This window comes from Paenibacillus sp. LjRoot56 (genome assembly GCF_964253335.1).
GTDB lineage: Bacteria > Bacillota > Bacilli > Paenibacillales > NBRC-103111 > Paenibacillus_E > Paenibacillus_E allorhizoplanae.
This window is the reverse complement of the sequence record NZ_CAXURV020000001.1, coordinates 2361917-2388616: the sequence shown is the minus strand read 5'-3', so window position 1 is coordinate 2388616 and position 26700 is coordinate 2361917. Positions and strand designations below refer to the sequence as shown.

The 26700-nt window shown below is 44.3% G+C and carries 30 protein-coding genes and 1 pseudogene; 11 read left to right on the top strand and 20 right to left on the bottom strand.

Translation table 11 applies throughout. From position 1 onward, the window contains the following. Window positions 1-148: 148 nt before the first annotated feature. A complete protein-coding gene (locus ACSQ8O_RS10765; RefSeq protein WP_436241558.1) occupies window positions 149-610 on the top strand; it encodes a hypothetical protein in 462 nt (153 codons plus the stop codon). Window positions 611-742: 132 nt separating this feature from the next. On the opposite strand, the gene ACSQ8O_RS10760 is transcribed toward ACSQ8O_RS10765, so the two are convergent. From ACSQ8O_RS10760 to ACSQ8O_RS10745, 4 genes are all read right to left on the bottom strand, one after another. Then, window positions 743-1798, bottom strand: coding sequence for an acyltransferase (locus tag ACSQ8O_RS10760; protein ID WP_436241557.1), 1056 nt, complete (start codon window positions 1796-1798; stop codon window positions 743-745). Window positions 1799-1914: 116 nt separating this feature from the next. Further along, window positions 1915-2487 carry a ferric reductase-like transmembrane domain-containing protein gene (locus ACSQ8O_RS10755; protein WP_436241556.1) on the bottom strand — a complete coding sequence of 191 codons (573 nt, stop codon included), beginning with the start codon at window positions 2485-2487 and terminating at the stop codon, window positions 1915-1917. Next, window positions 2484-3449: an FAD:protein FMN transferase gene (locus tag ACSQ8O_RS10750; protein ID WP_436241555.1), complete on the bottom strand. Its 966-nt coding sequence runs from the start codon at window positions 3447-3449 to the stop codon at window positions 2484-2486. The genes ACSQ8O_RS10755 and ACSQ8O_RS10750 overlap by 4 nt, the downstream gene beginning before the upstream one ends. A gap of 29 nt (window positions 3450-3478) precedes the next feature. Next, entirely contained in the window at window positions 3479-3817 is a 339-nt protein-coding gene (locus ACSQ8O_RS10745; protein WP_436241554.1) for a hypothetical protein, read from the bottom strand. A gap of 534 nt (window positions 3818-4351) precedes the next feature. Here ACSQ8O_RS10745 and ACSQ8O_RS10740 point away from each other — a divergent pair. From ACSQ8O_RS10740 to ACSQ8O_RS10720, 5 genes are all read left to right on the top strand, one after another. Then, window positions 4352-5743, top strand: a complete 1392-nt coding sequence (locus tag ACSQ8O_RS10740; protein ID WP_056624098.1) for a YheC/YheD family endospore coat-associated protein — start codon at window positions 4352-4354, stop codon at window positions 5741-5743. Window positions 5744-5757: 14 nt separating this feature from the next. Next, window positions 5758-6864 (top strand): YheC/YheD family endospore coat-associated protein, encoded by a 1107-nt coding sequence (locus ACSQ8O_RS10735; RefSeq protein WP_236286083.1) that lies wholly within the window; start codon window positions 5758-5760, stop codon window positions 6862-6864. Window positions 6865-6969: 105 nt separating this feature from the next. Then, complete coding sequence (locus tag ACSQ8O_RS10730; protein ID WP_436241553.1) at window positions 6970-8334, top strand: YheC/YheD family protein; 1365 nt, start codon at window positions 6970-6972, stop codon at window positions 8332-8334. Then, the gene (locus ACSQ8O_RS10725) at window positions 8334-9461 is read left to right on the top strand and encodes a YheC/YheD family protein (RefSeq protein WP_436241552.1); all 1128 of its coding nucleotides are present in this window, start codon (window positions 8334-8336) and stop codon (window positions 9459-9461) included. The genes ACSQ8O_RS10730 and ACSQ8O_RS10725 overlap by 1 nt, the downstream gene beginning before the upstream one ends. Before the next feature lie 6 nt (window positions 9462-9467). Next, window positions 9468-10574 (top strand): YheC/YheD family protein, encoded by a 1107-nt coding sequence (locus ACSQ8O_RS10720; RefSeq protein ID WP_436241551.1) that lies wholly within the window; start codon window positions 9468-9470, stop codon window positions 10572-10574. A gap of 66 nt (window positions 10575-10640) precedes the next feature. Here ACSQ8O_RS10720 and ACSQ8O_RS10715 read toward each other — a convergent pair whose 3' ends face one another. The 4 genes from ACSQ8O_RS10715 to ACSQ8O_RS10700 form a co-directional block, all read right to left on the bottom strand. Then, window positions 10641-11018: an ArsR/SmtB family transcription factor gene (locus ACSQ8O_RS10715; protein ID WP_056624115.1), complete on the bottom strand. Its 378-nt coding sequence runs from the start codon at window positions 11016-11018 to the stop codon at window positions 10641-10643. A gap of 29 nt (window positions 11019-11047) precedes the next feature. Further along, complete coding sequence (locus tag ACSQ8O_RS10710; RefSeq protein WP_436241550.1) at window positions 11048-12100, bottom strand: cation diffusion facilitator family transporter; 1053 nt, start codon at window positions 12098-12100, stop codon at window positions 11048-11050. Window positions 12101-12350: 250 nt separating this feature from the next. Further along, on the bottom strand, window positions 12351-12575 hold the full coding sequence (locus tag ACSQ8O_RS10705) for a spore germination protein (protein ID WP_056624122.1): 225 nt from the start codon (window positions 12573-12575) through the stop codon (window positions 12351-12353). 76 nt (window positions 12576-12651) lie between these two features. Continuing rightward, entirely contained in the window at window positions 12652-13323 is a 672-nt protein-coding gene (locus ACSQ8O_RS10700; RefSeq protein WP_436241549.1) for an HAD family hydrolase, read from the bottom strand. Window positions 13324-13585: 262 nt separating this feature from the next. On the opposite strand from ACSQ8O_RS10700, the gene nagB reads away from it, so the two are divergent. Beyond that, window positions 13586-14314: a glucosamine-6-phosphate deaminase gene (nagB, locus tag ACSQ8O_RS10695; protein ID WP_171637939.1), complete on the top strand. Its 729-nt coding sequence runs from the start codon at window positions 13586-13588 to the stop codon at window positions 14312-14314. Further along, window positions 14311-15483, top strand: coding sequence for an N-acetylglucosamine-6-phosphate deacetylase (gene nagA / locus ACSQ8O_RS10690; protein WP_436241548.1), 1173 nt, complete (start codon window positions 14311-14313; stop codon window positions 15481-15483). Before nagB ends, nagA begins: the two co-directional genes overlap by 4 nt. Window positions 15484-15872: 389 nt before the next feature. On the opposite strand, the pseudogene ACSQ8O_RS10685 reads toward nagA, so the two are convergent. The 6 genes and pseudogenes from ACSQ8O_RS10685 to ACSQ8O_RS10660 all read right to left on the bottom strand — a co-directional run. After that, a pseudogene (locus ACSQ8O_RS10685) lies at window positions 15873-16079 on the bottom strand (manganese catalase family protein); the annotation flags it as partial. A gap of 25 nt (window positions 16080-16104) precedes the next feature. Beyond that, window positions 16105-16293 (bottom strand): hypothetical protein, encoded by a 189-nt coding sequence (locus ACSQ8O_RS10680; protein ID WP_436241547.1) that lies wholly within the window; start codon window positions 16291-16293, stop codon window positions 16105-16107. A 13-nt stretch (window positions 16294-16306) separates the two neighbouring features. Next, a complete protein-coding gene (locus ACSQ8O_RS10675) occupies window positions 16307-16510 on the bottom strand; it encodes a hypothetical protein (RefSeq protein ID WP_436241546.1) in 204 nt (67 codons plus the stop codon). 16 nt (window positions 16511-16526) lie between these two features. Next, the gene (locus tag ACSQ8O_RS10670) at window positions 16527-16967 is read right to left on the bottom strand and encodes a hypothetical protein (protein WP_436241545.1); all 441 of its coding nucleotides are present in this window, start codon (window positions 16965-16967) and stop codon (window positions 16527-16529) included. A 12-nt stretch (window positions 16968-16979) separates the two neighbouring features. After that, on the bottom strand, window positions 16980-17519 hold the full coding sequence (locus ACSQ8O_RS10665; RefSeq protein ID WP_436241544.1) for a replication-relaxation family protein: 540 nt from the start codon (window positions 17517-17519) through the stop codon (window positions 16980-16982). After that, on the bottom strand, window positions 17458-18816 hold the full coding sequence (locus ACSQ8O_RS10660; RefSeq protein ID WP_436241543.1) for an FtsK/SpoIIIE domain-containing protein: 1359 nt from the start codon (window positions 18814-18816) through the stop codon (window positions 17458-17460). The genes ACSQ8O_RS10665 and ACSQ8O_RS10660 overlap by 62 nt, the downstream gene beginning before the upstream one ends. A gap of 261 nt (window positions 18817-19077) precedes the next feature. Between ACSQ8O_RS10660 and ACSQ8O_RS10655 the strand changes: the two genes are divergently transcribed. Further along, entirely contained in the window at window positions 19078-19332 is a 255-nt protein-coding gene (locus tag ACSQ8O_RS10655) for an XRE family transcriptional regulator (protein ID WP_436241542.1), read from the top strand. Continuing rightward, window positions 19307-20281, top strand: a complete 975-nt coding sequence (locus ACSQ8O_RS10650; RefSeq protein ID WP_436241541.1) for an HNH endonuclease — start codon at window positions 19307-19309, stop codon at window positions 20279-20281. The genes ACSQ8O_RS10655 and ACSQ8O_RS10650 overlap by 26 nt, the downstream gene beginning before the upstream one ends. A 35-nt stretch (window positions 20282-20316) precedes the next feature. On the opposite strand, the gene ACSQ8O_RS10645 is transcribed toward ACSQ8O_RS10650, so the two are convergent. From ACSQ8O_RS10645 to ACSQ8O_RS10635, 3 genes are read right to left on the bottom strand one after another with little or no spacing between them, the layout of a single operon-like run. After that, on the bottom strand, window positions 20317-21072 hold the full coding sequence (locus ACSQ8O_RS10645) for a peptidoglycan recognition protein family protein (RefSeq protein WP_436241540.1): 756 nt from the start codon (window positions 21070-21072) through the stop codon (window positions 20317-20319). Next, complete coding sequence (locus tag ACSQ8O_RS10640) at window positions 21029-21256, bottom strand: hypothetical protein (protein WP_436241539.1); 228 nt, start codon at window positions 21254-21256, stop codon at window positions 21029-21031. The genes ACSQ8O_RS10645 and ACSQ8O_RS10640 overlap by 44 nt, the downstream gene beginning before the upstream one ends. Further along, window positions 21253-21423: a hypothetical protein gene (locus ACSQ8O_RS10635; RefSeq protein WP_436241538.1), complete on the bottom strand. Its 171-nt coding sequence runs from the start codon at window positions 21421-21423 to the stop codon at window positions 21253-21255. The genes ACSQ8O_RS10640 and ACSQ8O_RS10635 overlap by 4 nt, the downstream gene beginning before the upstream one ends. Window positions 21424-21534: 111 nt before the next feature. Between ACSQ8O_RS10635 and ACSQ8O_RS10630 the strand changes: the two genes are divergently transcribed. Next, entirely contained in the window at window positions 21535-21702 is a 168-nt protein-coding gene (locus ACSQ8O_RS10630; protein WP_436241537.1) for a hypothetical protein, read from the top strand. Here ACSQ8O_RS10630 and ACSQ8O_RS10625 read toward each other — a convergent pair whose 3' ends face one another. The 3 genes from ACSQ8O_RS10625 to ACSQ8O_RS10615 are packed head-to-tail and all read right to left on the bottom strand — an operon-like array spanning window position 21703 to window position 26674. Then, window positions 21703-24921: a hypothetical protein gene (locus ACSQ8O_RS10625; RefSeq protein WP_436241536.1), complete on the bottom strand. Its 3219-nt coding sequence runs from the start codon at window positions 24919-24921 to the stop codon at window positions 21703-21705. A gap of 17 nt (window positions 24922-24938) precedes the next feature. Next, entirely contained in the window at window positions 24939-26066 is a 1128-nt protein-coding gene (locus tag ACSQ8O_RS10620) for a hypothetical protein (RefSeq protein ID WP_436241535.1), read from the bottom strand. A gap of 44 nt (window positions 26067-26110) precedes the next feature. After that, on the bottom strand, window positions 26111-26674 hold the full coding sequence (locus tag ACSQ8O_RS10615; protein WP_436241534.1) for a hypothetical protein: 564 nt from the start codon (window positions 26672-26674) through the stop codon (window positions 26111-26113). Between the last annotated feature and the right edge of the window lie 26 nt (window positions 26675-26700).

The window sequence follows — 26700 nt, the reverse complement described above, 5'->3', positions numbered from 1 at the left end:
ATAACCAAAAATAAGTGCCTTTCTGCACTTATCTCGCATTTCCACGGAAAACCCCCCACTAAAGATGCCTTTTTGCAATTTTGCTTGTGTTTTTTATGAAAGCTGGTGTAGGTACAGTTTCGTGATGTAGGTGAGAGGTGCGGGAGCCATGCTAGTTGATGGAACTTATGCGAGAGGCCAATGGTTGATGTGCGGTGTGGGAGCCATGCTAGTTGATGGAACTTATGCGAGAGGCCAATGGTTGATGTGTGTTGTGGGGGCTATGCTAGTTGCTGGTGCTCATGCGGGAGGCTCGGCGTTTGATACGCGGCGTGGAACTACGCTAGTTGCTGGTGCTCATGCGAGAGGCTCGGAGATTAATTCGCAGCGCGGGAACCATGCTAGTAGAGCTCGCTCGAAGGCTAGACGGAGGATGCAGGATGTTGGTGCTCGTGCGGAAGATCTGCTAATAGTCCACACTACTGATACTCGTACTGGGGCTCAGTGGATGGTGCGCGGGCAGAACCTCTGCCAGTTCCTAATGCTCGTTCAAGGCACGCATTCCCCTTTCCCACGAAAAAGCTCCCACCAAAGCTGCATTTTCGCAGTTTTGTGGGAGCCGCTTTTGTGAAAGCTGAGGCATCATTGTTTCTTTATGCAGGTGCTGGTCAAAATATCTGACCAGAATGGTGCTAGAATGGAACTCTTCCCGTATTAGCTGGTACAAATGCTAGTGCGAGCTACTGCTCAGAGGTTTCCTACCTCATTTCAACAAAACTTTTCTTCCCTTTCGATACAGCAAAGTTAAGATCCAAGGTATGGCCACAATCAAGACAAACACAATGCCATTGTAGACATTAAATAGTAGAATTGATCCCGGCATGTGAACCTTATATTTCCATAAGGAGAGTAGGGCGGGGTGCATCAGGTAGACGCCGAAGGAGACCATCCCCAGTGAGACGAAAAAGCTCGCCACACGCTTCCATTTTAACAAGAGCTCCTTAGCCATCCAGATCATGCTCACACCAATGCCAAGGTTGTACAGCAGCCACGCAATCTCATACCATGTATTTTCAAAAGAATATCCTCTAGAAGCTAATAAATACAGTCCCGTGTACACCAAACCACTCAAGATTGAGGATGGAATGACCCACCCTTTGTTACGATCCAGCCACGCGCGGAAATTTCTGTAATTCATCCCGATGGCGCCGCCAACTAGGAAATAACCGAAATAGGTGATACATAGCTCAGGCTTATGGCTGATAGGTCCGACCCAGTGACTATAGATGTAGACACCAGCTTGAATCGCTAATCCCCAAAAGGCTAGTGTTTTACGAAACCATGCTGCATGCCTTACTGCCCAGACGAGCAATGGAAACAGCAGGTAGAACTGCACAATAATGATCATAAAATATAAATGATAGCCGGAATCTGCCCATTTTAGCTGTTTGAGAAATACACTTAAATCTATTTTAAAGGGATGCCCTGGCGTCCATAACCACGGATTATATATATAGTAGAAAAAGGACCAAACGATATAGGGGACGAGCACTTGCCGTACGCGTTTCCAATAGAATATGCCTGCTTGCTTAGCGCTCCAATTATCCGCATAAATATAGAACAGCACGATACCGCTCAAAAAAATAAAGACAGGAACAGCAAAATAACTTATTTTGTTCAAAAATAAAATAAACAGCTGCGTGCTGCTGCCTTTCAACGCTGGATCTACTGTCCAGTCCGCCGTTACATGAATCAGAACCACAGCCAAGATGGAAATAGCTCTGACAATATCAAGCTCCGTAATCTTTGCTTTTGCCATGTCGGTTTTCTATCCTCATTTCATAATAAATACCCTTTAACTATAGACATTTTCGACATGTTTCGCAACAAGGGAATACGCAAAAGAGTCCCAATCGCATGGATTGGAACTCTGTATCATATTTGCTTCGATTGACCTACCTTAACTTGACGTTTACGTGACGACAATTGAAATCTAACCAGCGTTAAACTCACAAGAATGATCGCTGATGCGATATACATCATGGCTGCCCAGCCTTGCTTACTTTCTGTCCCTAGGAAGAATCCATGCAGCAGGGACAATACAAATATCGGATAAGACAACAGATGAAGGGCAAGCCATACCTTTCTTTTCAACTTATGTCGAATATCTGTTGTAAACAGTACAAGGAGTAAACCATACATGGCGATCGTCCCCAAGCCGTTCAGTACTGGATTATTTTTAGCTGAAAAAGGGATTAACAGTTCCGCCCAGTCGAAAGGCATGAAAGTATCTATAATGAGAAAAGCCGTGTGCAGAAGGGCAAAGCAGGTTCCTGTTAAATTCGCATAGGTGTGCCAGCGGAGCAGTTGGCCTTTCTTATGCCCTTTGATCTGAGGAAAGCTATAGGTAATACCGATCGCCATGCCAACGAACAAAGTTAAATAAGAAAGTAGACCAAAGGTCCGAATAAGCATCCAGGTTGGCAGTTCAATCAAGAAATGAATCATAAGCTTCTTTCTCCTTTCAACCCTGTCCAGGAATGCTCCATGCTCCCGAGAAGCGGCTTCACTTGAAACACATCACCAACAGAGGTATATATGAGCGCTTCCATGTCTTGGGATCTACGTTGGAAGAGCGGAACTCCTTCCTCCATTCCGAGCATACACAACACTTTTGCCCAGACTTCACATGCAATCAAATCTTGACCGACAACTGTGCACTGCACAACAGATGATAGGCTTGGCCGCATCGTGCGTGTATCTATCAAGTGGTGCATCTCCCCTGCGTTCGTTAGCCAACGTCTTCGTAAAATGCTGGAAGTAGCTACAGCACCTGTTCGTAGTTGAAGCGTAACTTCCTTGGACGGATCCGTTTCGAAGGGATTGGCAATCCCGACACACCAAGGCTCATTCACTGCAGCCCCTCCCCATACCGTTACATCTCCGCCAGCATTTATGAAACCTCTACGAACTCGCCAATCCGTCCTCAAACGATTCGCAACCTGCTGTGCAGTCCAGCTTTTCACAATTCCACCGAAATCCACTTTGTCCCCAGCTGATAAGCGAACCGATTTCATCCAAGGATCCACTTGCAGCGCCATACCTGAGTATGGAGGAGAATTCGGTTGCTCAAGCTCCATCATTCGTTCCTGTATACGATCAAATGATTGTCTATATCCAGCCTGTTCCATTGCATGTCCAACACAAATATCAAAAGCACCATTTGTTTGTTCCTTATAATGCCTCGCTAGTTCAAGAACTTCGAGCATGCTGTCGGAAACAAAACTTAGCTGACCACTTCTCGCATTGAGATATGAGCATTCACTTGTCGGAAGAAACCGGCTAAACCTTTGCTCAGCAAGATCAAAACCATCCAATACAGGGATTTCAAGCTCAGCGGTTGACTTTTCCGATTCCAATAAGACTTGAATGTGTGAATTCATCGCACGAAATGTAAAGTCTCGAAACATGTAGCCATCCCCTCCAGCCCAACTCGAAGCTAGGATGCGTGACTTCTTGTGTGGGTCTGCGTATTGTTTTGCGTTTGCGATTGTGGAAGTGATTGCGCGGAAGAGCTATCTGACTGATTAAGCTGTTCTCGACTACTACTTGCACTGCGCTTCGTCCTATTACCTGAATTGCGATTGAATGATTCTGAAGGCGGCACATCCAGCTTTTTCTGTGCAACCACGGTTGTCGTATTCAGCATAGAATTCGATGCTTTTTGAACAGCTGCAAGAAATTCAGGGCTCTCTTTAACTTCCTGAAACAAATAGACAACAATCATCGCACTAACGAGTCCGATCTGCCATTTGGTCCATTTTGAGGATGCTTTCATACCCATCCCATCCCATCTCTATGAATAAGAATCTAAGCTCATTATACGCGGTTAAGTACCTAAAATCCTGAGTAAACCCTAAAAATTAGCTGAATACTCCCTGAAGTTATGTTTGAAGAATGGGCGCTTTCCTCCCGAAGCCTAGGCACAAAGGGAAATATGTCCTCATATGATGGAGTAGTTTACTTTGCATAAACAGCAATACCGCCATGACCAGATAAGAAAGTATTCGCTTTCGGTTTACGAAACAACTTTCTTGTTGGAGATAAAATCTACCAGATATAGGGATCTTTGGTCGGAAACCAAAGTCTCTCCTTTCCCGGGGCCCCCACAAAATAATGTAGAAACGCATTTCGAAGAAAGCCAATGATGACTAACCGTGTAAACGGAAAGTGTAGAAGCCGACTGAACTCTCACTCGGTGCGGACTGACTTTGCTTCGAAGATTCTCGTCACTTTGTAGGGGAGAATAGCGGTCGATCATCCTTGAATGGCCTCGATAGGGATTTTCTCATGCTGGAAGGAGTGTTCACTATTGACCAGATCGAAAGTTGGCGTAACCATTCAAAGCACCAGCATCTTTTTGGATGATCGGACCGTTGTTCTAAGTGAAGCCATTGCAAGAAAATGGAAAGTTCCGTCCAATCAAATGATTAACATGCGATTCGGCTCCTCTCAGCAGGAAGTTAAAGTGGTCACAGCTGCTGTACCGAATAGCCTTCGTGTCGACCCTGCGCTTGCATCTAAGATAGGTCTTCATCAAGGGGCTCGGCTTACCATCAACTATAAGCCAACTTCGAATACAATGTCGATTGGACCCTTAATTGGTGTCATGATTAGCCGCGTTAACGCGAGTTCCACGAGCCGCCCTTTTGGTGCTATCACCACTTTTTGTAAAGAACTGACCGATGCGTGTGATCAGATGGGGGCTAGCGTGTGTTTCTTCCCACCCAAAGAAATGCGCGCCAACCCACAGTCACTTTCTGCTTATTCTTATGCCAATGGTTCTTGGAGTAAAAGAACGTTCCCGATTCCGAATGTCATTTACAATCGTCTCACCTCACGCAAGTACGAGAATATGCCCAATGTTCAACAGTTCATGAAGGACGTTAAGTCCCGTTATGGCACGGAAATCTTTAATGAGAAATATCTCAACAAAACAGAGGTTTTCGAGGCTTTACGGAAAGATAGCTCGTTGCATAGCTACTTGCCTGAGTCTTATCTTTTCAAAAACTTTCAAATGCTGAAATCTATGGCTGCTCGCCATAGTGTTCTATTCCTCAAACCCATTACGGGAAGTCTTGGAAATGGCATTATTCGTATTCGCAGAGAAGGCCTTGGCGAAGCGTATACGGCTCATTCAACTAGCCTTGCAGGCGTCCGCCGACAAACGTTCCCTTCTCTGCTAGCCGTTTTTCAGTCCGTTTCCGGAAAGCTTAAGACACAGCGCTATCAAATACAGCAAGGACTTGATCTCATTTCATCCGAGGGGAATCCGATTGACTTCCGAGCACTTGTGCAGCGGGGAGAAAAAGGAGAATGGGAAATCACTTCGATTGTAGGTCGGATTGCAGGTGCTCAGCACTTTGTTTCTAACCTGGCACGAGGTGGATCCTTATCCACTGTACCGGCTGCGCTCGCCAAAGCCTCTTTCTCCACGACTGCAGCACGCGCTTCGATTATTCGTCGTTTACGCAAAGCCTCTTTGGACATTGCCAAAGGGATCGAAACCCAAATCCCCAGTCATTTCGGTGAATTAGGAATTGATCTCGCTGTTGATCGATCAGGTAGAGTATGGCTGCTCGAAGTGAACTCCAAACCCTCTAAGGATGATAATACAGCTCTCAACACCGACAACACGAAAAATAAAATCAGACCATCTGTAAGAACTTTAGTTAAATACGCTCGTTTTCTAGCGAAGCATTGAGGTGAACTATGCGATTGCGAACACAACGACCTTTGTTAGGCATCATGGTTACCGAACTAAACCGAGAACTGCCCTTTGCAAGCTCGAGTTTTTATCAGAATCTGTCGGCACATGGTGCTAGCAAAGGGATCGATGTGTTTGTTTTCTCGCCAAATCGCATCGATTGGATGCAAGGGATGGTAAGAGGTTATATGTACGATCGGATACAATCAGCATGGATGACTAAGCTGTTCCCCCTTCCCTCTCTCATCTATGATCGCTGCTTCTTCAGTAATAAACATAGTTATCTCACTTATCAATATCATGTACGCAAGCTGCGTGAGATCCCTACGATTCGATTCCTTGGCTACGGTCTTGGCGGAAAGTGGGAAGTGGGGCTGATTCTGCAGAAAGATCCTGCCTTACTGCCCTACTTGCCAGAGACCAGTAGACTCCGAAGCGGACATCAACTTGAAAGTTGGTTACAGAGCCATTCAGATGCATTCTTAAAACCTCAAGGCGGGAGTCAAGGTAAGGGTGCGATTCACATTCACAAAGAGGGTTCCCGATTTGGGCTGCAAGGACGAGATGGACGTAATCATCCCGTCTCAGAAGAGTTTCAAGAATGGTCAGCTTGCTGGCAATGGCTGAAGCATCAAATAGGCTCACGTCCTTATCTCCTGCAACAATATTTACAACTCCACTCCATGAACGGAATGTCCTATGACGTACGATCGCTAGTTCAGAAAAATGGTCGGGGAAATTGGGAACATACGGGCATGGCCGTTCGCGTTGGAAAGCCTGGAAGTATCACTTCCAATCTGCATGGCGGAGGTACTGCCGAAGATGTGAGTGCGTATCTAACTCGCGAATTCGGGGTGATGAAGTCCGAACAACTAATAGACACCATAACCACGCTTTCTAATCATATCCCGTCTGTACTCGAGTCCAATCATGGTCGATTAGCCGAGTTAGGCATTGATTTCGGTATTGATACCAGCGGACGCGTGTGGATTCTTGAAGTGAATTCAAAGCCGGGTCGAACGATTTTCGCCCGATTGCATAATGAGCGAGCTCGTTCGAAATCAATTGCAAATCCAATCCACTATGCTGGATTTTTGTTGAACAAACAGCTGAGCTGAAGTTAGCTAAGCTTTGTTTGAACGTGCTCATGGGGGCAGAACGTCATATCTGCTTGGTTTGACACGGAAAGCCCCGTAGGGCAACAAGTTTAGGAGGGTAACCTAATGAGTTTGACATCGTGTATGCTCCACGCCGTACAACGAACAGATAGATCGGTCTACTTAACGAGTGATCTCGCCAAAGCTTTACGGTTAACCGGAACTAAATCCATTACTGTAAAGGTTGGGAGTAAAGGGACTTCGTTACCGGTCCGTTTGATCAAAAAAAGTGGTCAGCATATGTACATCCCGCTTTCCCTAATGGCCTCCTTGCGTATTCCTCGCACTGGGAATGTGTTAGTCGTTAATACCAACAATAAAGAGCTTCGCATCGGTCCACTTATTGGCGTTTTAACCAATGTGGAAAACGGTACATCGCCATTCGGTTCCAAAACAGGCTTCATACGTCAAGTCATCAACACGGGCTCACAACGTTCTTTCAGCTTCGCTTTCAGCCCTAAGAGTGTGAATTGGATTCAAGAGACCGTATCGGGCATTATTCCCAAAGAAGGCGGCGGTTGGATGCGTAAAACCTTCCCGCTTCCGGATGTCATTTACAATCGGCTCTCTAGCCGTAAAGCTGAGAAATCAGCGGGGATGGAGGGATTTAAAAATCGCTTCGTACAAAAAGGCATTCCGATCTTTAACTGGAGCTTCTTTGATAAATGGGATGTTTACAAAATGTTAGATGGTGACGATGCCTTTCGCTTCGTACCCGAATCCCGAATAAATCCCACTGCCGAACAAATCAAAGAAATGCTGGATAAACATAAATTTATTTACTTAAAACCAACAGCTGGCAGCCTTGGCATCGGCATTTATCGTGTTACCTATAATCCGAAGCGCGGTTATTTCGTCCGCTTCCGGAAAGGGAATAAAAACGTCCTGATTCGTTATGCCAAATTCGAAGGTTTAATGCAAATGCTGGGAACAGGACGCGGCCGTTTAGCCAGCTATGTCGCCCAACAAGGTATTCGACTCATCGAAATTGATAACTGTCCGATTGACTTCCGCTTCCACTTAACGAAAAACGGCAGTAACCAATGGGTTGTTGCAGCGATCGGGGCTAAGAAATCAGGAAAAGGCAGTGTCACAACGCATATCCGAAACGGTGGGCAGCTCATGACACCTGAGCAGGTTCTTCGTCTAGTTTATGGGGCACGCGGGGAACAAATTCTTGATAATGCCAAGGAAACAGCGATTAAACTCGCTCAAGGCATTGAAAATAATTACAATCATTTGCTCGGAGAGTTAGGCTTCGATATCGGAATTGATCAAAACGAAAAAGTGTGGATGTTTGAAGCTAATGCAAAACCTGGTCGATCTATTTTCAAGCATCCTTCGCTAAAAGAAGGAGATACGGCCACCCTTCAAAGTGTGTATGAGCATTGTCTTTATTTGAGCCGTTTCCGCTCAAGGAGGGAAAACTAATGGGTTTTACCCTTCATGAGAGAGCTCCTAAACCAACATTAGCTATCCTTACCGTAAAAGACAGTTCCCGCGTATTTCGAGGGAATTTAGATAACTTTCTTGACCTGATTAAAACAGGCGAACGATATGGTCTCGACGTTTATGTCGTGACTACCAAGGACTTCAGTATTTCGAACTCTGAAATGTACGGATATCGCTTTCGCCCAAGTGCTAATAAATGGAGCAGGGAACTCGTTCCCTCTCCTCAAGTTGTTTACAACCGTATCCCTTATCGAAAAATGGAAATGAGACCTGAGGTCCAGCAAACGATTCAGGCTTGTAAACGCAGCACCAGCATTCATTTATTCAATCCTTCCTTTTTCAATAAATGGACATTATTCAGTTGGTTAAATAGCGCTAAAGAAAGTAAGCAGTTCATGCCGGATACCCTGCAAATGAAAGAAGTATCTGATCTCTCCCAATTATTACAAAAGCACCCAGTACTCTATTTGAAACCTGTTAAAGGTAAAGCTGGTATGGGCATTATGCGTATAGATCGTGTTAGCACTAAGGGAAGCAATGGACAATATCGTCTTAGCCGCCTTGAAGACAAGAAGATGGTTTATAGTTATCATAACGGTTCGGAGGATATCTGGCATGATTGGGAGCGTCATAGCGGTGGCCAAGATTATATCGTCCAACAAGGGATAGCGCTAACCAGATTCAAAGAACGTGCTTACGATCTGCGTGCATTAGTCCAGAAAACAGCAAGAGGTGAATGGAGTGTCTCTGGGATTGGCGCCCGCGTAGCAGGCAAAGCCAGCATAACCACACACGTTCCGCGCGGAGGTTCCATTGACGAACCAAGGAAGCTGCTTGCTTATGTTTTCGGGCCCAAAGAAGCCAAAAATATTCTAAAACGGGTTCGACAAGCGGCGATTACACTGGCTACACAAATAGAGAAATCATCAGGCAATCCACTTGGTGAAATGTCCATGGATATCGGTGTTGATACGTCTGGACATATTTGGTTTTTTGAAGCGAATTCGAAACCAATGAAATTCGATGAACCTCGAATCCGCCAGAAATCGCTTGAACGGATTATTCAATACAGTCTGCATTTGATCAATAATCGGAGAAGAAGGTGATTATGCTTGGCTCAAGAACGACTAGGCGTACTCGCTATTTATTTAAACAACTCACGACTTGAGGAACTGGCCTATTTCAAGCGGCTTAGCAAGGAAGGCCAACGGCTAGGCGTTCAAGTCGAGGTGTTTACTCCGGCGGATGTACAGGGAAATGCCGTGCGAACTCTCACATTTGATACCAGTCGAGGAAGATGGCTTCGGAAGTACACAACATTACCTCCCATTATCTACGATCGCTGCCGCTATAGAGCCGCGGCGAATTATCATATGCTTCAAGCTTTTCGCAACCGCCATGCCAAGCTCATCTACTTGAGTAAACCGCTGGCCAATAAATGGGCGATGCATCAAACCCTTTCTCAAAGCAATGCCATTCGCCCTTATCTGCCATCAACCGTTCGCTATAGCACCATTCATGAGTTGATGAGGTTTCTGAAGAAACATAAGCTCATCTACGTAAAACCGAAAAATGGCACTGGAGGTAGAGGAATTCTTCGAATTGAACAGATTTCCACTGATCTCTATTTGTTACAAGGCAGAAACCAATACCGATCGATCATTGCTCCCTTCAGAGCGAATGAGAAACAGCTGGCCATCAAACTGCATACGCTGAATCTGAGCCCTGACTATGTCGTTCAGCAAGGGATCCATCTAACACTGAATGATGGTCGTGTTCATGACTATCGGTTGTTGATTCAGAAAAATGGTCAAGGCGAATGGGAAGTGACGGGGTGCGCAGGAAGAATCGGCCCTCATCGCAGTATTACTTCCAATCTTCACGGTGGCGGCACGGCTGTAACGCAAGATCGCTTATTAGGATACCGCTTCTCATCTCAAGAGAAAATTGTTGGCATCAAAGACGAGATGAACGATTTCGCCTATAAGCTGGCCGACTATTTGGAGGTCAAATTCGGAAAGCTGTGTGAATTGGGGATGGATATCGCGGTAGATCCCAAAGGCAATGTCTGGCTCCTCGAAGTAAATCCCAAGCCATCACGTGAAGTATTTCGCAGGATTGGACAGCACGCCACCTACCAGAAGGCCGTAATAAGGCCACTAGAATATGCGCTTTGGATGCTACGGCAGAAAAAAGGCACGGATGACAGAACTGATTAATCGTTCACGAAAAAACAAGCGAATCACCTTGCTGGGTGAACGCTTGTTTTTTGGGTTTACTTCGATTTATTCGTGCCCTAGATGCCCCATCGTTTGTACAAAAATTTGCTCAATGTGCTCGTCATCCAGCGAGTAATAAACGGTCTTGCCTTCTTTTCGTCGTTTGACAATATGAAGATCCCGCAAATACCTAAGCTGATGGGATACTGCAGACTGCTCCATCCCAATTCGCATGCCCAGATCGTGCACACAAAGCTCCTTATTCAGTAGAAAGTAGATGATTTTGACGCGTGTAGGATCTCCTAGGGCTTTGAAAATCTCTGCAATACCAGTCGCTTGCTCATCGGTCAGCTCACTCTCTCGTTCCGCTTGTGTTATAGCCGTATGCTCACAGCTGCAATCATCCTCGGTTACTTTCCTCGCTTCCAGTACTCCCTTATCCATAGGAAATCCTCCTGTCTTCATCACGTATTTTATACCGGAAGCGCTTGATGGTTGATCGTTGACTTCTCAATTTGTATGGTCGCGTGTGTAATGCCAAACCGCTTCTCAATCACGCTAATTCCTTGCTGCAGAATAGTTTGGCTATCCTGATCATCCTTAATCAGCAAATGACAACTCATGGCTTCAATGCCCGAAGTAATCGTCCACACATGCAAGTCATGTACATCAATGACACCTTCGATTCCTTCTAGGACTTGTTTAACAGAGACCATAGAAATAGAACTTGGTGTTCCTTCCATCAAGATATGAAGGGTTGATTTCAGGACGCCCCAGGCGCCTCTTAAAATAAGTAGAGACACAATGATGCTAATAATTGGATCTGCCGCGTACCAGCCAAACAGCAGCATCACAGCACCGGCAATAATTGCGCCAACAGAACCTAACGCATCACCTAAGATATGCAGATAAGCACTGCGTAAATTCAGATTACCATGTACATCGCCCTTACGCATGAGCGACCAAGCACTTAATAAATTGGCGATTAGTCCTATGCACGCGATGATCATCATGGACCCGCTAGCAACAGCAGTAGGATGGAGGAATCGTTCAATCGCTTCCCATATAATGAGTCCAGCAATGACGAATAGGGTCACCGCATTAAAAAGTGCTGCTAATATTTCAATACGATGAAATCCAAAGGATAAACGAGCTGAGCTAGGCTTCGCTGTAAACCATAGCGCTAGAAGGCTCAATGCTAGCGCACCTGCATCGCTTAGCATGTGACCAGAATCCGATAGCAGTGCCAAACTGTTCGTCCAGAGTCCACCAACCAATTCAAGCACCATGATACCCGCTGTTATTCCTAGCGCGATCAGCAGCCCTTGCTTATTGCCTGAATGCCCATGATGATGGCCTTGGTGATGTCCGTGCCCATGATGGTGATGCCCGTGGTCATGATGATGATGTTGGTGTTGACCGTGATACTCAGCTTCATGGTGAGCGTCGCCCTCATGGTCATGATGCTTAGCTTCTCCGTGGTCATGTCCACATGCGTGTTCCTTTTTCGAATCATGTTGATGCATGGCATTCCCTCCCCAGTTGCACACTACATACTTATAACTACAAATTAATATATGAATGATTACTCATATGTTAATAATAAATAAGCATGCTTGCCAGTGTCAATAGGCTTCTCCAAAAATGAGAAAAACTTGTATCGATGTCCTTCGAGGATGAGCGAAAACTTAACCTCTCTCATGTGGAAAAAGACCGATTCGTCACACCACGCATGGTGAGGATGAATCGGTCTTTTTCATGAGCAACTAGACTCACTTAGGTCCCTGTTGCTGTCTTATTCGCCCCTGCATCAATCACATCAGGGTCTAAGGTAATTGTCGCACTGAATACGGTCGTAGAAATCGAGAAGTCCCCCGTGATTCCTCCGCCAGCACCTGTGTATGATTTGGAGGCACTCGTCGGGGCAATGATACACGTATCTCCGTTAATCAGGTTTCCTTCATTCCTTATAATATTGAATATCCCTACAAAAGAAGGCATTCTGATCAGCACCTTTATCTCTCAATGTGCTACAGTGTATGCCCAAGGCTCCCTCTTTGCGACAGACCTGCGAGAATTAGGAAATATAGTCAAGCAGCTCAGCAAATCGTCCAATTCGGATATGGGCACCCTCTAGTTCACCAGCTTCTCGAAAGCCAGCATAGTCGCATGCCACAACCGTAAGATTATTGCGAAGTCCCGCTTCTACGTCTGACGAACGATCTCCAACCATCCAAGCGGACTGAATACCGTGTTTTTCGAGCAAAATTTGGACTAAATCTACTTTGGATCGCGTTTGGTACTCTCCTGCACTAAATAAGCCTTCGAACAGATGCGCTATCCCCATCTCCGCGATAACTTGTTTGACGTAATCTTCTAACCCATTGCTAGCTACAAATAAACGAACACCTTTGGCATGCAAGGTCTGTAAGGTTTCAGCTACACCCTCATATAATACCCCGCGTCCCTCCTGAAGTCCCTCCACCTGGTATTTGATCAATAGCTTATCGGCCTCCTGATGTACGGCAACAGGCGACTCTGGCATGACACGCATCCATATTTGTTCAAGGAGCATGCCTAACGCCCCGAGAATTCGTTCTTCAGGCGGTGTCTCCCCTTCATATATTCCTTGGGCTCGTAGCTCGTCGAAGGTCGCATGGTAAGCTGGTAATAGTAAGGTTTCCGTCTGAAATAACGTCCCATCCAAATCAAAAAGCATCGCTTCTGGCAGTTGTCCCCGAGTAGTCATGTTCTTACTCCTTTATATGTATAAAATAGATGTAATGATCTATGTTAAGAATGGCAAACATACCCATGTAAGTCAATGTACAATCATGGAAAATGGTTATTGCCGATCTCAAAAATATCAGTTATGATTGAAATGAGAATAATTTGATCCATAAATGAAATTTTCACGCAAAATAAAATAAACTCTTACTAAATAGTAATTGAACTTACTTATCTCTCTAACCACTTACATCTTACATCCATGAAAGCGAGGAATAATGAATATGAATCTTCATATTTTCCAGAATCAACAAGAACTTAACGAAGCAGGTGCAGGTATTATAACCTCGCTGGTTCAAATGCAGCCCAAAGCTGTTCTTGGCTTAGCCACAGGCGGCACACCCGTTGGTATTTATGAAGAGCTCGTGAAAGCCTACGAGAAGGGCCGCGTTAGTTTTAAACAAGTGACAACTTTTAATCTGGATGAGTACGTTGGCTTACCTGAGGATCATTCTGAAAGCTATCATGCTTATATGCAGCAGCATTTATTTGCGCATATTGATCTTCCTGCGGAAGCCGCTCATATCCCGAATGGAAATGCACCTGATTTGGAAGCAGAGTGTGAGCGATTCAATCAACTTTTGGATGATGCGAAGCAAATTGATCTACAAATTCTAGGCCTTGGCCATAATGGTCATATCGGCTTTAATGAGCCTGACGATTCCTTGATTAGTGGTACACACCGTGTTGAATTAAAAGAAGAAACACGTGAAGCCAATGCACGATACTTCGATTCCATTAATGACGTGCCTACACACGCCTTGACGATGGGCGTTGGTACCATTCTGAAAGCCAAAACGATTCTATTAATCGTACGCGGCGCGGATAAAGCCGAAATCGTACATCGTGCTCTAACGGGACCGATTACAACTGAAGTACCTGCCACACTGCTCCAGACTCATCCTCATCTAGTTGTTCTGCTTGATGCTGAGGCAGGGAGGCTGTTCGAATGAGCGAGCTTCTCATCTCAGGTGCCAAGGTCGTCACGGAACAAGGAATTATTGAAAATGGATTAGTTCATGTATTAGATGGTAAATTGGCCTACGTGGGTGAACAATCTGGTTGGCAGAACACAGCTAGTCCAAGTGTGGTTCGCATCGAAGCAGACGGCAAATGGTTGCTGCCTGGCTTCATTGACGTTCATGTGCATGGCGGTCACGGCGCTGATTTCATGGATGCGAATTCGGAAACTTTGGATACGATCACCAAATTTCATGCTTCGCATGGCACAACTGGCATGCTGGCTACGACGATGACAGCTACGCGTGAAGCCATTGATCGTGTGCTCGTTGAGGTGCACAGCTATATGGAGCAGGGCATGCCTTATGCTCAGCTGCTTGGCGTGCACTTGGAAGGTCCTTTCATTTCGCCGAAGTGGGCCGGCGCCCAAGATCCGAAGCTCATGGTTACGCCGCAGCTTGATTGGTTGAAAGATTGGCATGAGCGGTTCCCGCAGCTCATGAAGCAGTTGACGTTGGCCCCCGAGCGCGAGGGAGGCCATGAAATGATCGCGTGGTTGCGCGATCATGGCATCGTTGCCGCATGCGGCCACACGGACGCCTCTTACGCCGACATCCAGTCGGCGGTGACAGTGGGGCTCTCGCATGCGGTGCATACCTTCAACGCGATGAAGCCGCTGCATCATCGCGAGCCAGGTACCGTCGGTGCTGTGCTCACCGACGCACGCATCAGCGGCGAGGTGATCGCCGATGGGATCCATGTGCATCCAGCAGCGATTAAGCTGCTGACGATGGTGAAGCAGCCGCATGGCTTGCTGCTGATCACGGACGCCATGTCCGCCGCCGGGCTCGGCGACGGGCAGTACGACCTAGGCGGCCAAGCCGTGACCGTGCAGGCGGGCGTTGCCCGGCTGACGGAGGGCGGCGCGCTCGCCGGCAGTACGCTGACGATGATCGATGCGCTCCGGTTTATGGTGCGCGAGGTCGGTGTCAGCATCGCAGACGTGAGCCGCTATGCGAGCGGCAATCCAGCGAGGCTGCTCGGCCTCGAAGCGACGCACGGCTCGATTGCCGCAGGCAAGCACGCCGACTTGTTGCTGATCAGCTCAGAGCTTGAGCTCGAGCAGGTTTGGGTGCACGGCGTGGCGATGAAAGAAGCTTAATTGTGGTTGTCTACTTAGATAAATGGAATATGAAAAGAGGTCACTCAGTCGTTATTCAACGAGGAGTGACCTCTTTTTATCTCGACAAGATCGGGACGGATTACTCCTTCAGCAACTCATTAGCCCGAAATTGTCGAATTGATCTCATTGTCAGCACCATTTAATCATATTTAGTCTGAAATTTCCTAACTACATCAACCCAAAGAACCCTGCTTTAAGAAAAATGGGTATATAGTTCTGTAATTTTGGACTATTTGTCCTTTCCTATACGTAATCCTCGGTTTAGTTCGGAGAAATCGGACTAACGCAGTAGAAGGCCGCCCCAAAGTAGCGATAACTACTTTGAGGCGGCCCTCTTTCTATGAAATGTGGTACAAGTATCCCCACTCTTAATATATCTTCTTCTCCACACGATCCGCCTTCAAAATCTCGACAGCCTCCCTAAACCGCAAGGAATGCACAATCTCCCTCTCCCGCAGAAACTTCAAACTATCCTGCAAATCCACATCATCCGTCAAATCAATTAACCATTGATAAGTCGCTCTCGCCTTCTCCTCTGCTGCTATATCCTCGTAAAGGTCGGCGATAGGGTCTCCTAAAGTACACTAAGGCGCAATGTTTTTACGCACCAAGACGCTTTTTAATTTCGTTCTTCTGGCTGTTCAAAAGGTTCTTCTGCAAATCAGTAATGCCAGGCGTTTGAAGCATCTCATCCAAATCTGAAATCATTTTATTGTAACCGATTTTTAATGCTTCGGTTCTTAAGAAATCCTGTTCTTGTGTTTGCTCCACTTGTTGTCCTTTAGCCATGTTGTAACCTCCATTACTTTTTCATTTCTTCACGGAACATAATAAACGCATCGTGCCATCTTCCACCATCGATGAATTTCAAAAAATGTTTGATTTCTTGCGGACCCATTTCAAAGCATAACCTCTCGATGATTGCAGCCATTAAAAATGTTTCGTCGACTCCTTCTTCCGTGTATACCTCAGAAAGATTTGGGAAAAGTTTTTTTACATCAATCATTGTTATCACCTCCTATTTATACGCCAGTACCGATACCAACAAGAATCTTTAAAAGCAATGGACTTAACTGAACTAGGATATACCCAATTGCAGCATTCCGCAGCATATCCATTCCCTTATCTCTGGAACCTATCATGATGAATAAACAACCACCAGCTATCATCACCCCGGCTATGGGGTATGCCAACGAAGTGATTAACTGTATCAGCGGATCGAATGCCTTCAATATAAGTGCGGTCGTTCCTGCTCCAATTGTAGCTCCTGCAGGTATGGCAGCAGGTGCAGCGAAAACAGTACCACTCATCAGTAAGCCGGTTGTAACGGGCACGGTAAGCCCTGTAGCGGTCTTTACCCAACGCTCGATACGTTCCTTCGTTATCCGATCTCTAACCCGATCCATGAAAGTCTCGTTGTGCTTACCGGACATAAACTCCGCAATCGTGAATGTGTTTTTCATGTCATCACGTCCTTATTTAATTTCATCCCAAACATGCACAATCGTGTCTAAACCTACACAAGCATCCACCAAATTCTTTCTGCGAGCTTCGGACGTACACACCCAAAAGATGCGTGGAAAGTAACCGTGTTGTTTTTGGAATACTCCTAAGTCTTTCAGCTTCTTATACTTATCAATCTTCTGCACGTTCTTTGTCATGGATTGCGTGTTGTCGATCTCCACCAGGTAGCGTGTTGAATTGCATTGCATGATGGCATCACACACGATTGTAAGCTCACCCACTTTTATCCGCTGCTCTGTCTTGAATGATTCTGGGCGGCGCTTAATATATAGATCGTTCCTCATTAGGTAATGGTCAACTTCGGCTATCTTTTGTCTGACCGTATTTGATCCGATGTATTCACGTCCTGCTTTGTTGAGGTAAAACACATTTTCAACATCTCGGAAACATCCCAGATAATCACTCATACTTTCAATGACTCGCCGTGTGTTACGTTCTCCTCCTAAATGGTGTAACGTTCCGATTTGTGACGTTGTTAGGTAATCCAGCATCTTCAATGACGAGAGAATCATCTCTGTCCGTTCTAGTTGTTTGCTCGGCATCTTGCACTTCCTTTCTAGCTTTGATGATGATGTGCGGTTTAATTGTTTTATCGATAAAGTCATTTTGTATAAAAGGTGTCTGCACAATATGTTTACGGTCTGTTTGGTAGATTCCGCGGCCTTTAATGAAGGGTAAATCCTCCGCGCCGCCTTCATCCAATACAACGCGACTCGCGGTATCTGTTTGTAGTTTGAAACAAAGTTTAGCATCGCAGTTCTGTTTCACCTGTCTCGGCAATGTATCCGCAGTCGGATACTGTGTACATAGCGTTAAAAAAAATCCCAAGCCGCCACCAATACGTGCAATCTCTGCTATAATGTGCTCGCATTCAACCTTTAGTTTCTTAACCGCGTTGTCCGGCTCACCTTGACTCGCCAATTCTGCTGCTTCATCGATAATAATAAAATCACGTTGTTTCATTCGTGCTTCTTTTATATCTTCATAACCCTTTGCCAAAAAATATTTCTGACGCTTTACCATGTCCGTGTGAATCTTTCTAAGTTCCGTCAGACTTTCATTAACGTCTTTTGCTACCTCAACCACCTGCTTCGCATCCTTGAAACGATTAAATGCCAAGCCTCCTTTTAAGTCAATTAGCGTAATCCGTACAGAGTCCGGTTGTGTGTGAATCAAAGTTGTGATTACATTCTTCAAGAAAACAGACTTACCGTACCGAGTAGTACCAGCTACAACTAAATGGGGAATCTTATCAAAATCATGATGTATGACTCCTTCTCTTGATTCCCCCATACATATCTTCCAGCCATCGCATCCGTCTAGTGTGCTTTCATCGAAAGGCACTGACTCCGCTAATGGCTCTTTGTAGATACTGATTTTTAACGTGCCATCGTAATTCAGTAAAATCTCTTTCCTATGCTTCTTACCGTGCATCAACTTCTTGATTTGCTCCAGGATATCCGATCTTATGCGTAATGACTTCAAGTCATCAATGGTTAGATCCAAGATACCGCGCTTATGATTCAATCCATCCTCAATGTACTGCTGCTTCTTTTTGAAGTCTTCAAATGATAAACCCAAAGGAACGCGATAAACGTACTCCATTCCCCAATCGTGTCGTTTACGCCTAAGTAAGTGTATCGTGTGTGTTTTACCTCCCTCTTGCACGGTCAGACCGCAGGTGTTGGCGATGCGTTGAATCTTGCTTGCTTCGCTCGTTCCATTGCCAAACTTTGTATAAGTTAAGAGGCCGCTCATGCATGTCACGCCAACGATTTCTAATATCATTCGCACCACCGCCTTTAAGATTATCATTTGATGATAGTTACCTTTGGTGGGAATATTCCGAAAATCGAAGAAACCGCTATAGTATGCGAATTCCACACTTCCGAACCTTATTCACCGTAAGTTTGTTCCGCCGAATAGTCCATTCTATTGACTATTGCTTGTTCATTATTCCGATTAAATCATAACTTTTATATAATTTTCGTAACTTTTATGTTATACTTAGTGTACAGGCAGGTAAATTATAAAGGAGGTGGAATACTCATGGTAACAAATGTAGTGGAGGAATTGATCGTGTTAAAGTCGCGGATTAAGCTTAAAATTGCAGAGTACGAACTACGAACTGGGAATAAATTCATTAATAAAAATGCAGCTGATAAACTCGATATGCTCCCTCAACATTTCAGTGCATTGGTTAACGGGAAAGTATTAACCACAGTTGAAAAGACTTTTAAGCTTGCAATTTTATTGGACTGTAAGGTGGATGATCTGTATGAGTTTGAAGATTTGCAGCGTTGAAGGGTGCGGTAGTAAACACAAAGGTAAAAGTTATTGTGAGAAGCATTTACTAAGATTTAATAAATATGGAGATCCATTAACAGTTATAAGAGTAAGCAGCCGGGAACATGGAGAGATTTGTTCAGTCGAAGGTTGCGAGGGTAAACATAAAGGTCATGGTTATTGCAATTCGCACTATGGACGTTTCCGTAAACATGGCAATCCTCTTGTAAATGTTCCAATAGCTGTTTTCGTTTACGATGAAATTTGTTCTGTTGGAGGTTGCGAAAGGGAACATGTAGCGAAAGGTTATTGTAGTGGTCATTACCAACGTTTCATGACACATGGAGATCCATTAAAAGGCGGAGCGGAAATTAGCGGAAGAAATTTTGATAATAACGGGAAATGTTCTGTGGAAGGTTGTCGTGGAGCATATAAAAGTAGAGGTTATTGTGCTAAACATTACAAAAGATTAACCGATCATGGCGACGTTTTAAAGAGCTCAAGGAATTATGAGAACAATGGTAAATGTTCTATTGAAAATTGTGACAGTGAGTACCATCAACATGATCTTTGTAAAAAACATTTCCGAGAAAGTAACTTGAGTAGGTTACAAGTTAAAGTGTATGGGCACAAAAGAAGATCACTAAAACGAAATTCAATGGTTAATGATTTTACTGCGAAAGATTGGAGTAAGTCATTAAATCATTTCAATAATGAGTGTGCATATTGCGGATGTACGGATAAACAGATCCACCAAGAACACGTTGTTCCAATATCAAGAGGCGGTTCAAATACAATCACTAACATCATTCCAGCCTGTGAAACGTGTAACACAAGTAAAGGGTCAACACTAATTGAAAAATGGTATCCTAAGAAACCATTCTACTCCAAACAACGAGAAACCAAAATATATAAATGGATGGGATACACGGTTAATCAAGACACTATACAAGCAACTTTATTTTAATTTAGCCCCCCAGATGTTGAGGGGGGCTTTTTGTTTTATAAAAGTCCACGTTCTTTCATGAATGGTTGCAATTGTAGAAGCATCTCACGGGACCATATACGATTTCCATCTGATGTATCTGCACTGTTGAGAAGATTTGCGAGATATAGAATTTGGTTTGCGATCTGAAACGCTACAGCCTTTGCATGTTCCTCACTCTTCGCGTACTCTAATTGGTTTTCAATCGTCAGTACATCAGCAATAATTTTCTTGTAGTCATATCCCGGGCAATCAGTGGGATTAAGTTCCTTATGCGCTTTAATCGCCTGGAAGTTCGGCAGCACACTTTTAACCATGAGAATAGCCGCGCATAGCGCCTTGCTATCTGCATCCGTTAATACATCGGTTTTATAGTACTCGCCTGAGACGCATATATGGACCGTGTAGCCGTTTTGACCAGACACCCCATATGTACGGTCCAGAATGTCATTCGTCTGGTATATGCGGCCGTTACGAATCCATATGTGATAAGGAATACCACCCTCACCAGTTGCATCATACTTGGTGTTGTTAATGTGATCTATTGCCATGTTAGAAGCGAGCTGAAAGTCTGTATACTTGGTTGTGTTGGCCTTCGGGTAAGCGTCATGGTGCAGCGCTATCGTTGTTAGATCATTAACGTTACGTACACCAGCTAAGCGTGCCCATGAGTTTTGAGGATTGATCGGCAGCTTCTCAACGATGTCCTCAATCTGAGGGACACCAAGTTTAGCGATTATCTCCGATGGTAACTGTAGGTTTCTGATCGTCATTAGTTGGTCCTCCTGTTTCAGTCACTTTAGGATGAATAAACATACCTACGAGCGCAATAACGTAACCTATAATGTCCGCTGAGAGATCCACCGCGGCATCCGGTATGTCGATTTTAAATGCAGTTTTAACGAGCATTGCGATTAAAGTTAGTATTGGAATAATCAGCTTTTTGTTGAATTTCATTTCCTTCCACTCCTTACCCCATTGGTTATAATGTTGATTACATTTTTAATTTCTTGTATCTCTTCTGGATCTGAATAGCAGAGCTGCAGCGCGACTTCCTCACCGCAGATTGCTGATACTGCCTTGTAAACTTCCTCATCTACTGCGGTTGATAATGGAACAATCATGGACGTACCTCCAAACAAAAAGACACCCCGAAGGATGTCTATGTGGAATAATTTTACTTCTGCGTGCTAGAATGGAATAATCTAACTATTCCTGTTGTGGAGGTGACGAGTTTGAAGAAATGGATAGCCTCCAAGTGGGGATATTTGATATTTCCGGTTTACGTTATTGTTTTCTGTACTGTGATTTACCTAGCCATAAAGTACGACTTAGGCGAAGATCCTTATGATAAAGATGGAAACCCTAATGTAGAATTCCACCAACAATATAATGGACGTTAGCTACTTTCCTTTTTTGATGTCGTTAACCGATCGGGCACGTTCCCCTTGTTCTTGTTCCAGATAGTCCATATACTCCATTAACTTGCGGAGTTCAGCTTGCTTTGCACGTAAATTAGTTTCTTTGATGTCGTACTTTTTAACCAATGAGCTGATTCCTAACGATGGTTTCAATGAGCTGTTTTCCGCATCTTGTTGCGTAGGTTTACCGAAAGTCTTAGATAATGCACGCGCTGGTTGACCGCCTAACTGTTCAAGCGCATAAGCCAGTTTAACAGGCAATCCACCTAACTCTGTTCCACCCCCAGGTATTGAAGCTCCGTATACATCGTCGGGGATTTGATACTTTTTTTCTTGCCCATCAAAGCGTTTCAGGTCATTGTTAAAGAATAGGTTTCGGTTACTCACAAGCTCGATAGGCAGTTTTAATGCTGTTGTTAACGAATCTAGGCCTAACTTACCCGGGTTAGAAAGTTTGGTTAAGTCACCAACCGGAAGGTTGGCCCCCAACATATTACCCGTTCCGTCTCCGTTGCTTGTAACAGGCATGAATAAGTTTTGCTTCATGTACTCCGGTGTGTCTTGCTCTTCTAGTCCCATTGAATCTTGCAAGTTTGTGCGCAGTTTATCCACTCGGGAATACCTTGCAGGATCCTCAGCGAACTTTCTAAGTTGAAACGGAATGTTATTTCTCGACCATCTGTAGAAAGGCGCTAACCGTGTGAATACTTCTTTCTCCGTTTTAGTGATGCGAGAATAATCAAACTGCGTTTCCCTTACAAGGTCAGCTGCCTTCTCTGGAGTCATGCCTTTCTTCTCAATGGCCCAACGAAACAATGCGAAACGATTGCTTTGATCCACATAGTTACCTAGTTTTTGTGAGTTGTCGAACCCTTTTAACGGGTTAAGTAATCCAAGTGCTTTTTTACCATTGGTTTTACTCATGTCCTTTACAGCGTTTGTGATAGCCTTTTCAGGTTCGTCACCATGCTTTGCAAATTCCATAGCAGATTGAGATGTTGAACTTAATCCATGTCTGCGGAATTGATCATATAATTTTGTTTCCACGTTCTTAGTTAAAGCGTTTTTCACATCATTCATTGCCAATGTTGAATACTTCGCTATATCAACAGGGTCCATACCTGCTAGGTAGTTGTTAAACTTTGCTCCAATGTCATTTCGAAGATGGTACCCAACTGAAAATAATGCGCCGCGCTTCCACCAGCTCATGCCCGTATCGTAAGCTTTTAAGAATGCATTGATACCTTCATCAGTGGTTAAATGCTGGTAACGATCTAAGGCCGCCTTCACGCCTTTAGTGACAACGTAATCCCCGCCAATTGTTTCAACAGCATCTTCCCCAGGTTTCAAGAAAGTGTAATTATTCAAGTTGATCTTCACTGCACCATCAGGGATTTTATCGCCTTCTTTGAATGGTTTAGCAAAGTTCTTGTTACTCAATACATCTTTTCTGAATTTAACTGCATTCGCATAATCAATAGTTTGTTTCTGTTTGATTGCAGTAGCAACAAAAGCATTATCTTCAAAAAACTTTCTTCCTGTTCGTTCGTTTACATCTTCCACGCTGCCTAACAGTTCACGACTTTTTAATACGCCTTTGTCTGGATTGTTCATACCACTTCTAGCGCGGTCTACTTGCTGACCTGTTTTGGTTTTTCTAAATGCTTTTTCTTCTGCGCTGAGAACGTGCGGCATGTATCCTTCTAACTCGCCAAGTGGGATATTGTTACTCACAGCCCATTCCCGTAGTTCGTTATCACTCTTTGATAATGTTGCAGCCGCTTGTGTTACCTTAGGATCTGTAGGGATATCGCGGACCGGACGTTGAAACTCCTTCTGTATCATGACGGGATTCTTCGCGGACTCTTTTAGTTTTTCCGATTCATCAGCAATACTTTTCAACTGTTGATTCCCTTGCGTTTTAAACGTGTTTGCTTCTGTCCTTAATGTATCAAGACCGTTTTTAAGTTCATCTCTACGTTGAAGTAAATAGTTAAATGCGGGGCTTACTGAAACTCTGCTTAATGCTTTTGTTTTCGCTAGTTCATCAATGTTTACAGGCTTGTTTTTCCTCTTTGTTAGTGCCCTTAACGCTTCATTTTCTTTAGAAAAGTACTGCCTTCTAATTTTCCCATCAATCTTTTGCAATTCCTCAGACGTTTGTGTAATCGCCTTTGCATATTCACGGCTTTCTTTGCCGATATTTTTACCCGTGCCTTCTAGCAACTCGCGATTCTTTTGTATGGCATCTAACAAATCTTGTTTGTTTTCAGTCCTCGTCACACCATCAGGGAACTCATACCCTTTAACATCTTCAAACTGTTTTAAATCCTTCTCCCTGACTCGTCCAACATCAGTACCAATCTTAACCCCACCAGACTCTTTAGCGGCCTGTGTAATGTCTCTTAGCGAATTCTCTGACATATACTTAATGTCATTTTCAGTTTGGTTATACAGGGTTTTAAGTGCGTCATCCTCTCCACCTGATAACGTACGATTCCACCCGTGTTGATACTTGAATATATTTCCTAACCCTTCTTTTAGAGCATTAGCTGCGGGTTTTAGAGCTTCGTTTTTCAATGTATTCACACCCGGTATAACGTCTGTAACTTTATCCAAAACTTTAGAACCTAATCCTACGCCTTTACTGATGCCTTTCGCCACTGCTCCAACAGGAATAAGGTTTGTAGGATCCGAAGCAACGTCCCAAGCAAATCCCGCTGCAGCCGCGCCATACTTATTATCAATACCTGCATATTCTTTTGCTAGGTCCGAACCTGTAACCCTTGGCGTTTTACCTTTGAAAGCTTCGATAGTATCCTTTTCAATCTCTGCTCCAGGCTTATTATCCAACTTACCTTTAAACCACGCATTCAAGGCACTGCCAGGACGTCCAATGATTTCAAAGGTATCAAACAATCCATTCTGCCCTTGTGGTAAATTCGTAAGCTTTTCAAACCAATTGCGCTTATCTGGATCCACTTCTCCACCAGCATCTTTAATTCTTAATGCTGCATTATCAATGGATTTCTGTACCTTACCCGTATCGAATGGATCAACGGGTAGTTCTTCTTTTTTCTTTGTGCTGCTCGATGTTGACTTCGAAGAACTAGAAGAGGTTCCCCCATAGTGAGAGAACCCCTGTCCACCTTTTGACTTTGTGCTTGTTCCACCGCTGGAATTATTATTACTGAATGGCATCTAAAACCAATCCCCCTCTAATTCCACCTTTGTCCGTATGCACTAGCAGCCCACGTTTGCAACACTTTCAGCAACTCAGCTGCTTCTTCTGATGTATAGAATCCAGCGGCCAAATCTGTTTTAATGCTTTTTTCAGCATCACTATACGAAAGATCACCACTTTTCAAACCATTGACTAACCCTGACTTTTCATTTTCCATTTTCTTAGCTGATTCCTCAGCGGCTTTCGCAGCAGGTTTACCACCATTTTTCAATGTGTCAAGATTCAACCTTGCTGTTTCTAGCTTGATTTGATCCATCTCATTATCAATTGCAGAACCACCACCGCTGGAACCCCTGTTAGCGAGCGAAGCCGTTTTATACTGTCGGTCAAATTCGTCCGCAGCACGTCTATCCTCATATTCACGCATATTAAGAGGCTTTAATCCTGCTACTTGAGAGTAAGCTAGAGCCGGGTCGTCTTTTGGATCAACCTTGATACCGTATTGTTCGCTTAGCATGTTAGCCAAGTCGATATGATCTTGACGTGTCTGTCTCTCGTCTTGCTGCGTTAAGCGGTTATTGTTGAATGTGTCTTGTTGGGTTAGTCGGTTGTTATTGAAGTCCTGCTGCCCTAGATTATTGTAAGTACCTGCTAAGTTTAGGTACCTATCGTTGTTCTGATCATCCATCACTTGTTGATCGTGGAAGCGCCCATAAGCTTGATTAATCAACTGCGGTAGGATATTTGAGTTCACATCAGCTACCGAACGTTGCTGGATCTGATTCTCTGTGGTTAAGGCTTGCTGTGAGTTCCCTATGCCCCTTGCACCTAGTCTAACCGTAGCATTGTTGCCTGCGGTTTGTGCGCTTCTCTGCGCGGCTCCTAGAGCTGATTGATACGCTTGGTCACTGTTTGGATCGTACGAGAACTGCGCCCGTGGTTTAGCAAGGTTCGTTTTAAACGTATCAAGCGCATCACCCATGTTGTAATTGTTGAAAGCTTGGTTTAATTTATTAGGATCCCCGTATGTGCTGCCGTCAGCCTGTGGCGTAGCACTTGCATAGAATTTGTTCTTAAGCATCACATTGCCGTTGTTGTAGGTGATTTCATCGTCCTTGTAACCTCTACCTTTTAAATAATCACGGATGCCTACATCTGCCATGTTGCGCCCTCCTTTACAAAATAAAAAGCCTAGCGGATGCTAGACTATTTCGACTTTATTTTTATGACGTATTGTTTCATCGACTCGATAGCTTTTGTCAGCTCATCTACAATTTCTTGAGCAACCCTGATGTTCTCCTGGATGCTTGCAATCTGTTGACTATATAATTTCTTTTGAGAAGGATCTGTTTCAGAAGATTCCTTCGCTTGCAATTCTGATTTTTCTTGATTGTATTTAACTATTCGTTGACTAGCTTCTTCGATTTTAGCAGTTAGCTGCGGATACTGCGCTTCTGTGGAATTAATGTTTTCTTGATCTTCCGGAGTTAAAGTTGATTCCATCGACGATTGTACTCCTTTTGCATTCAGTTCAATTCCTAGTTCTGCATCGAATTTAACGTCCATATTCAATGCTTCTCCTATGGATCTCACAGGCAAGTAACTGGTGCCATCTACAACTATAGCCTGTGTATCTAATTGACTGCCTGAGATTTTAACAGGAAACTGTCCCTGTATGGTTTTACCTACCATAACAATATCATCGGCGTATGCCGAACCTGCTGCAGTAACCGAAACGCCTACAATTAATCCCAAAATAAACTTTTTCATAGTAATCCCTCGTATTCATGGTATTT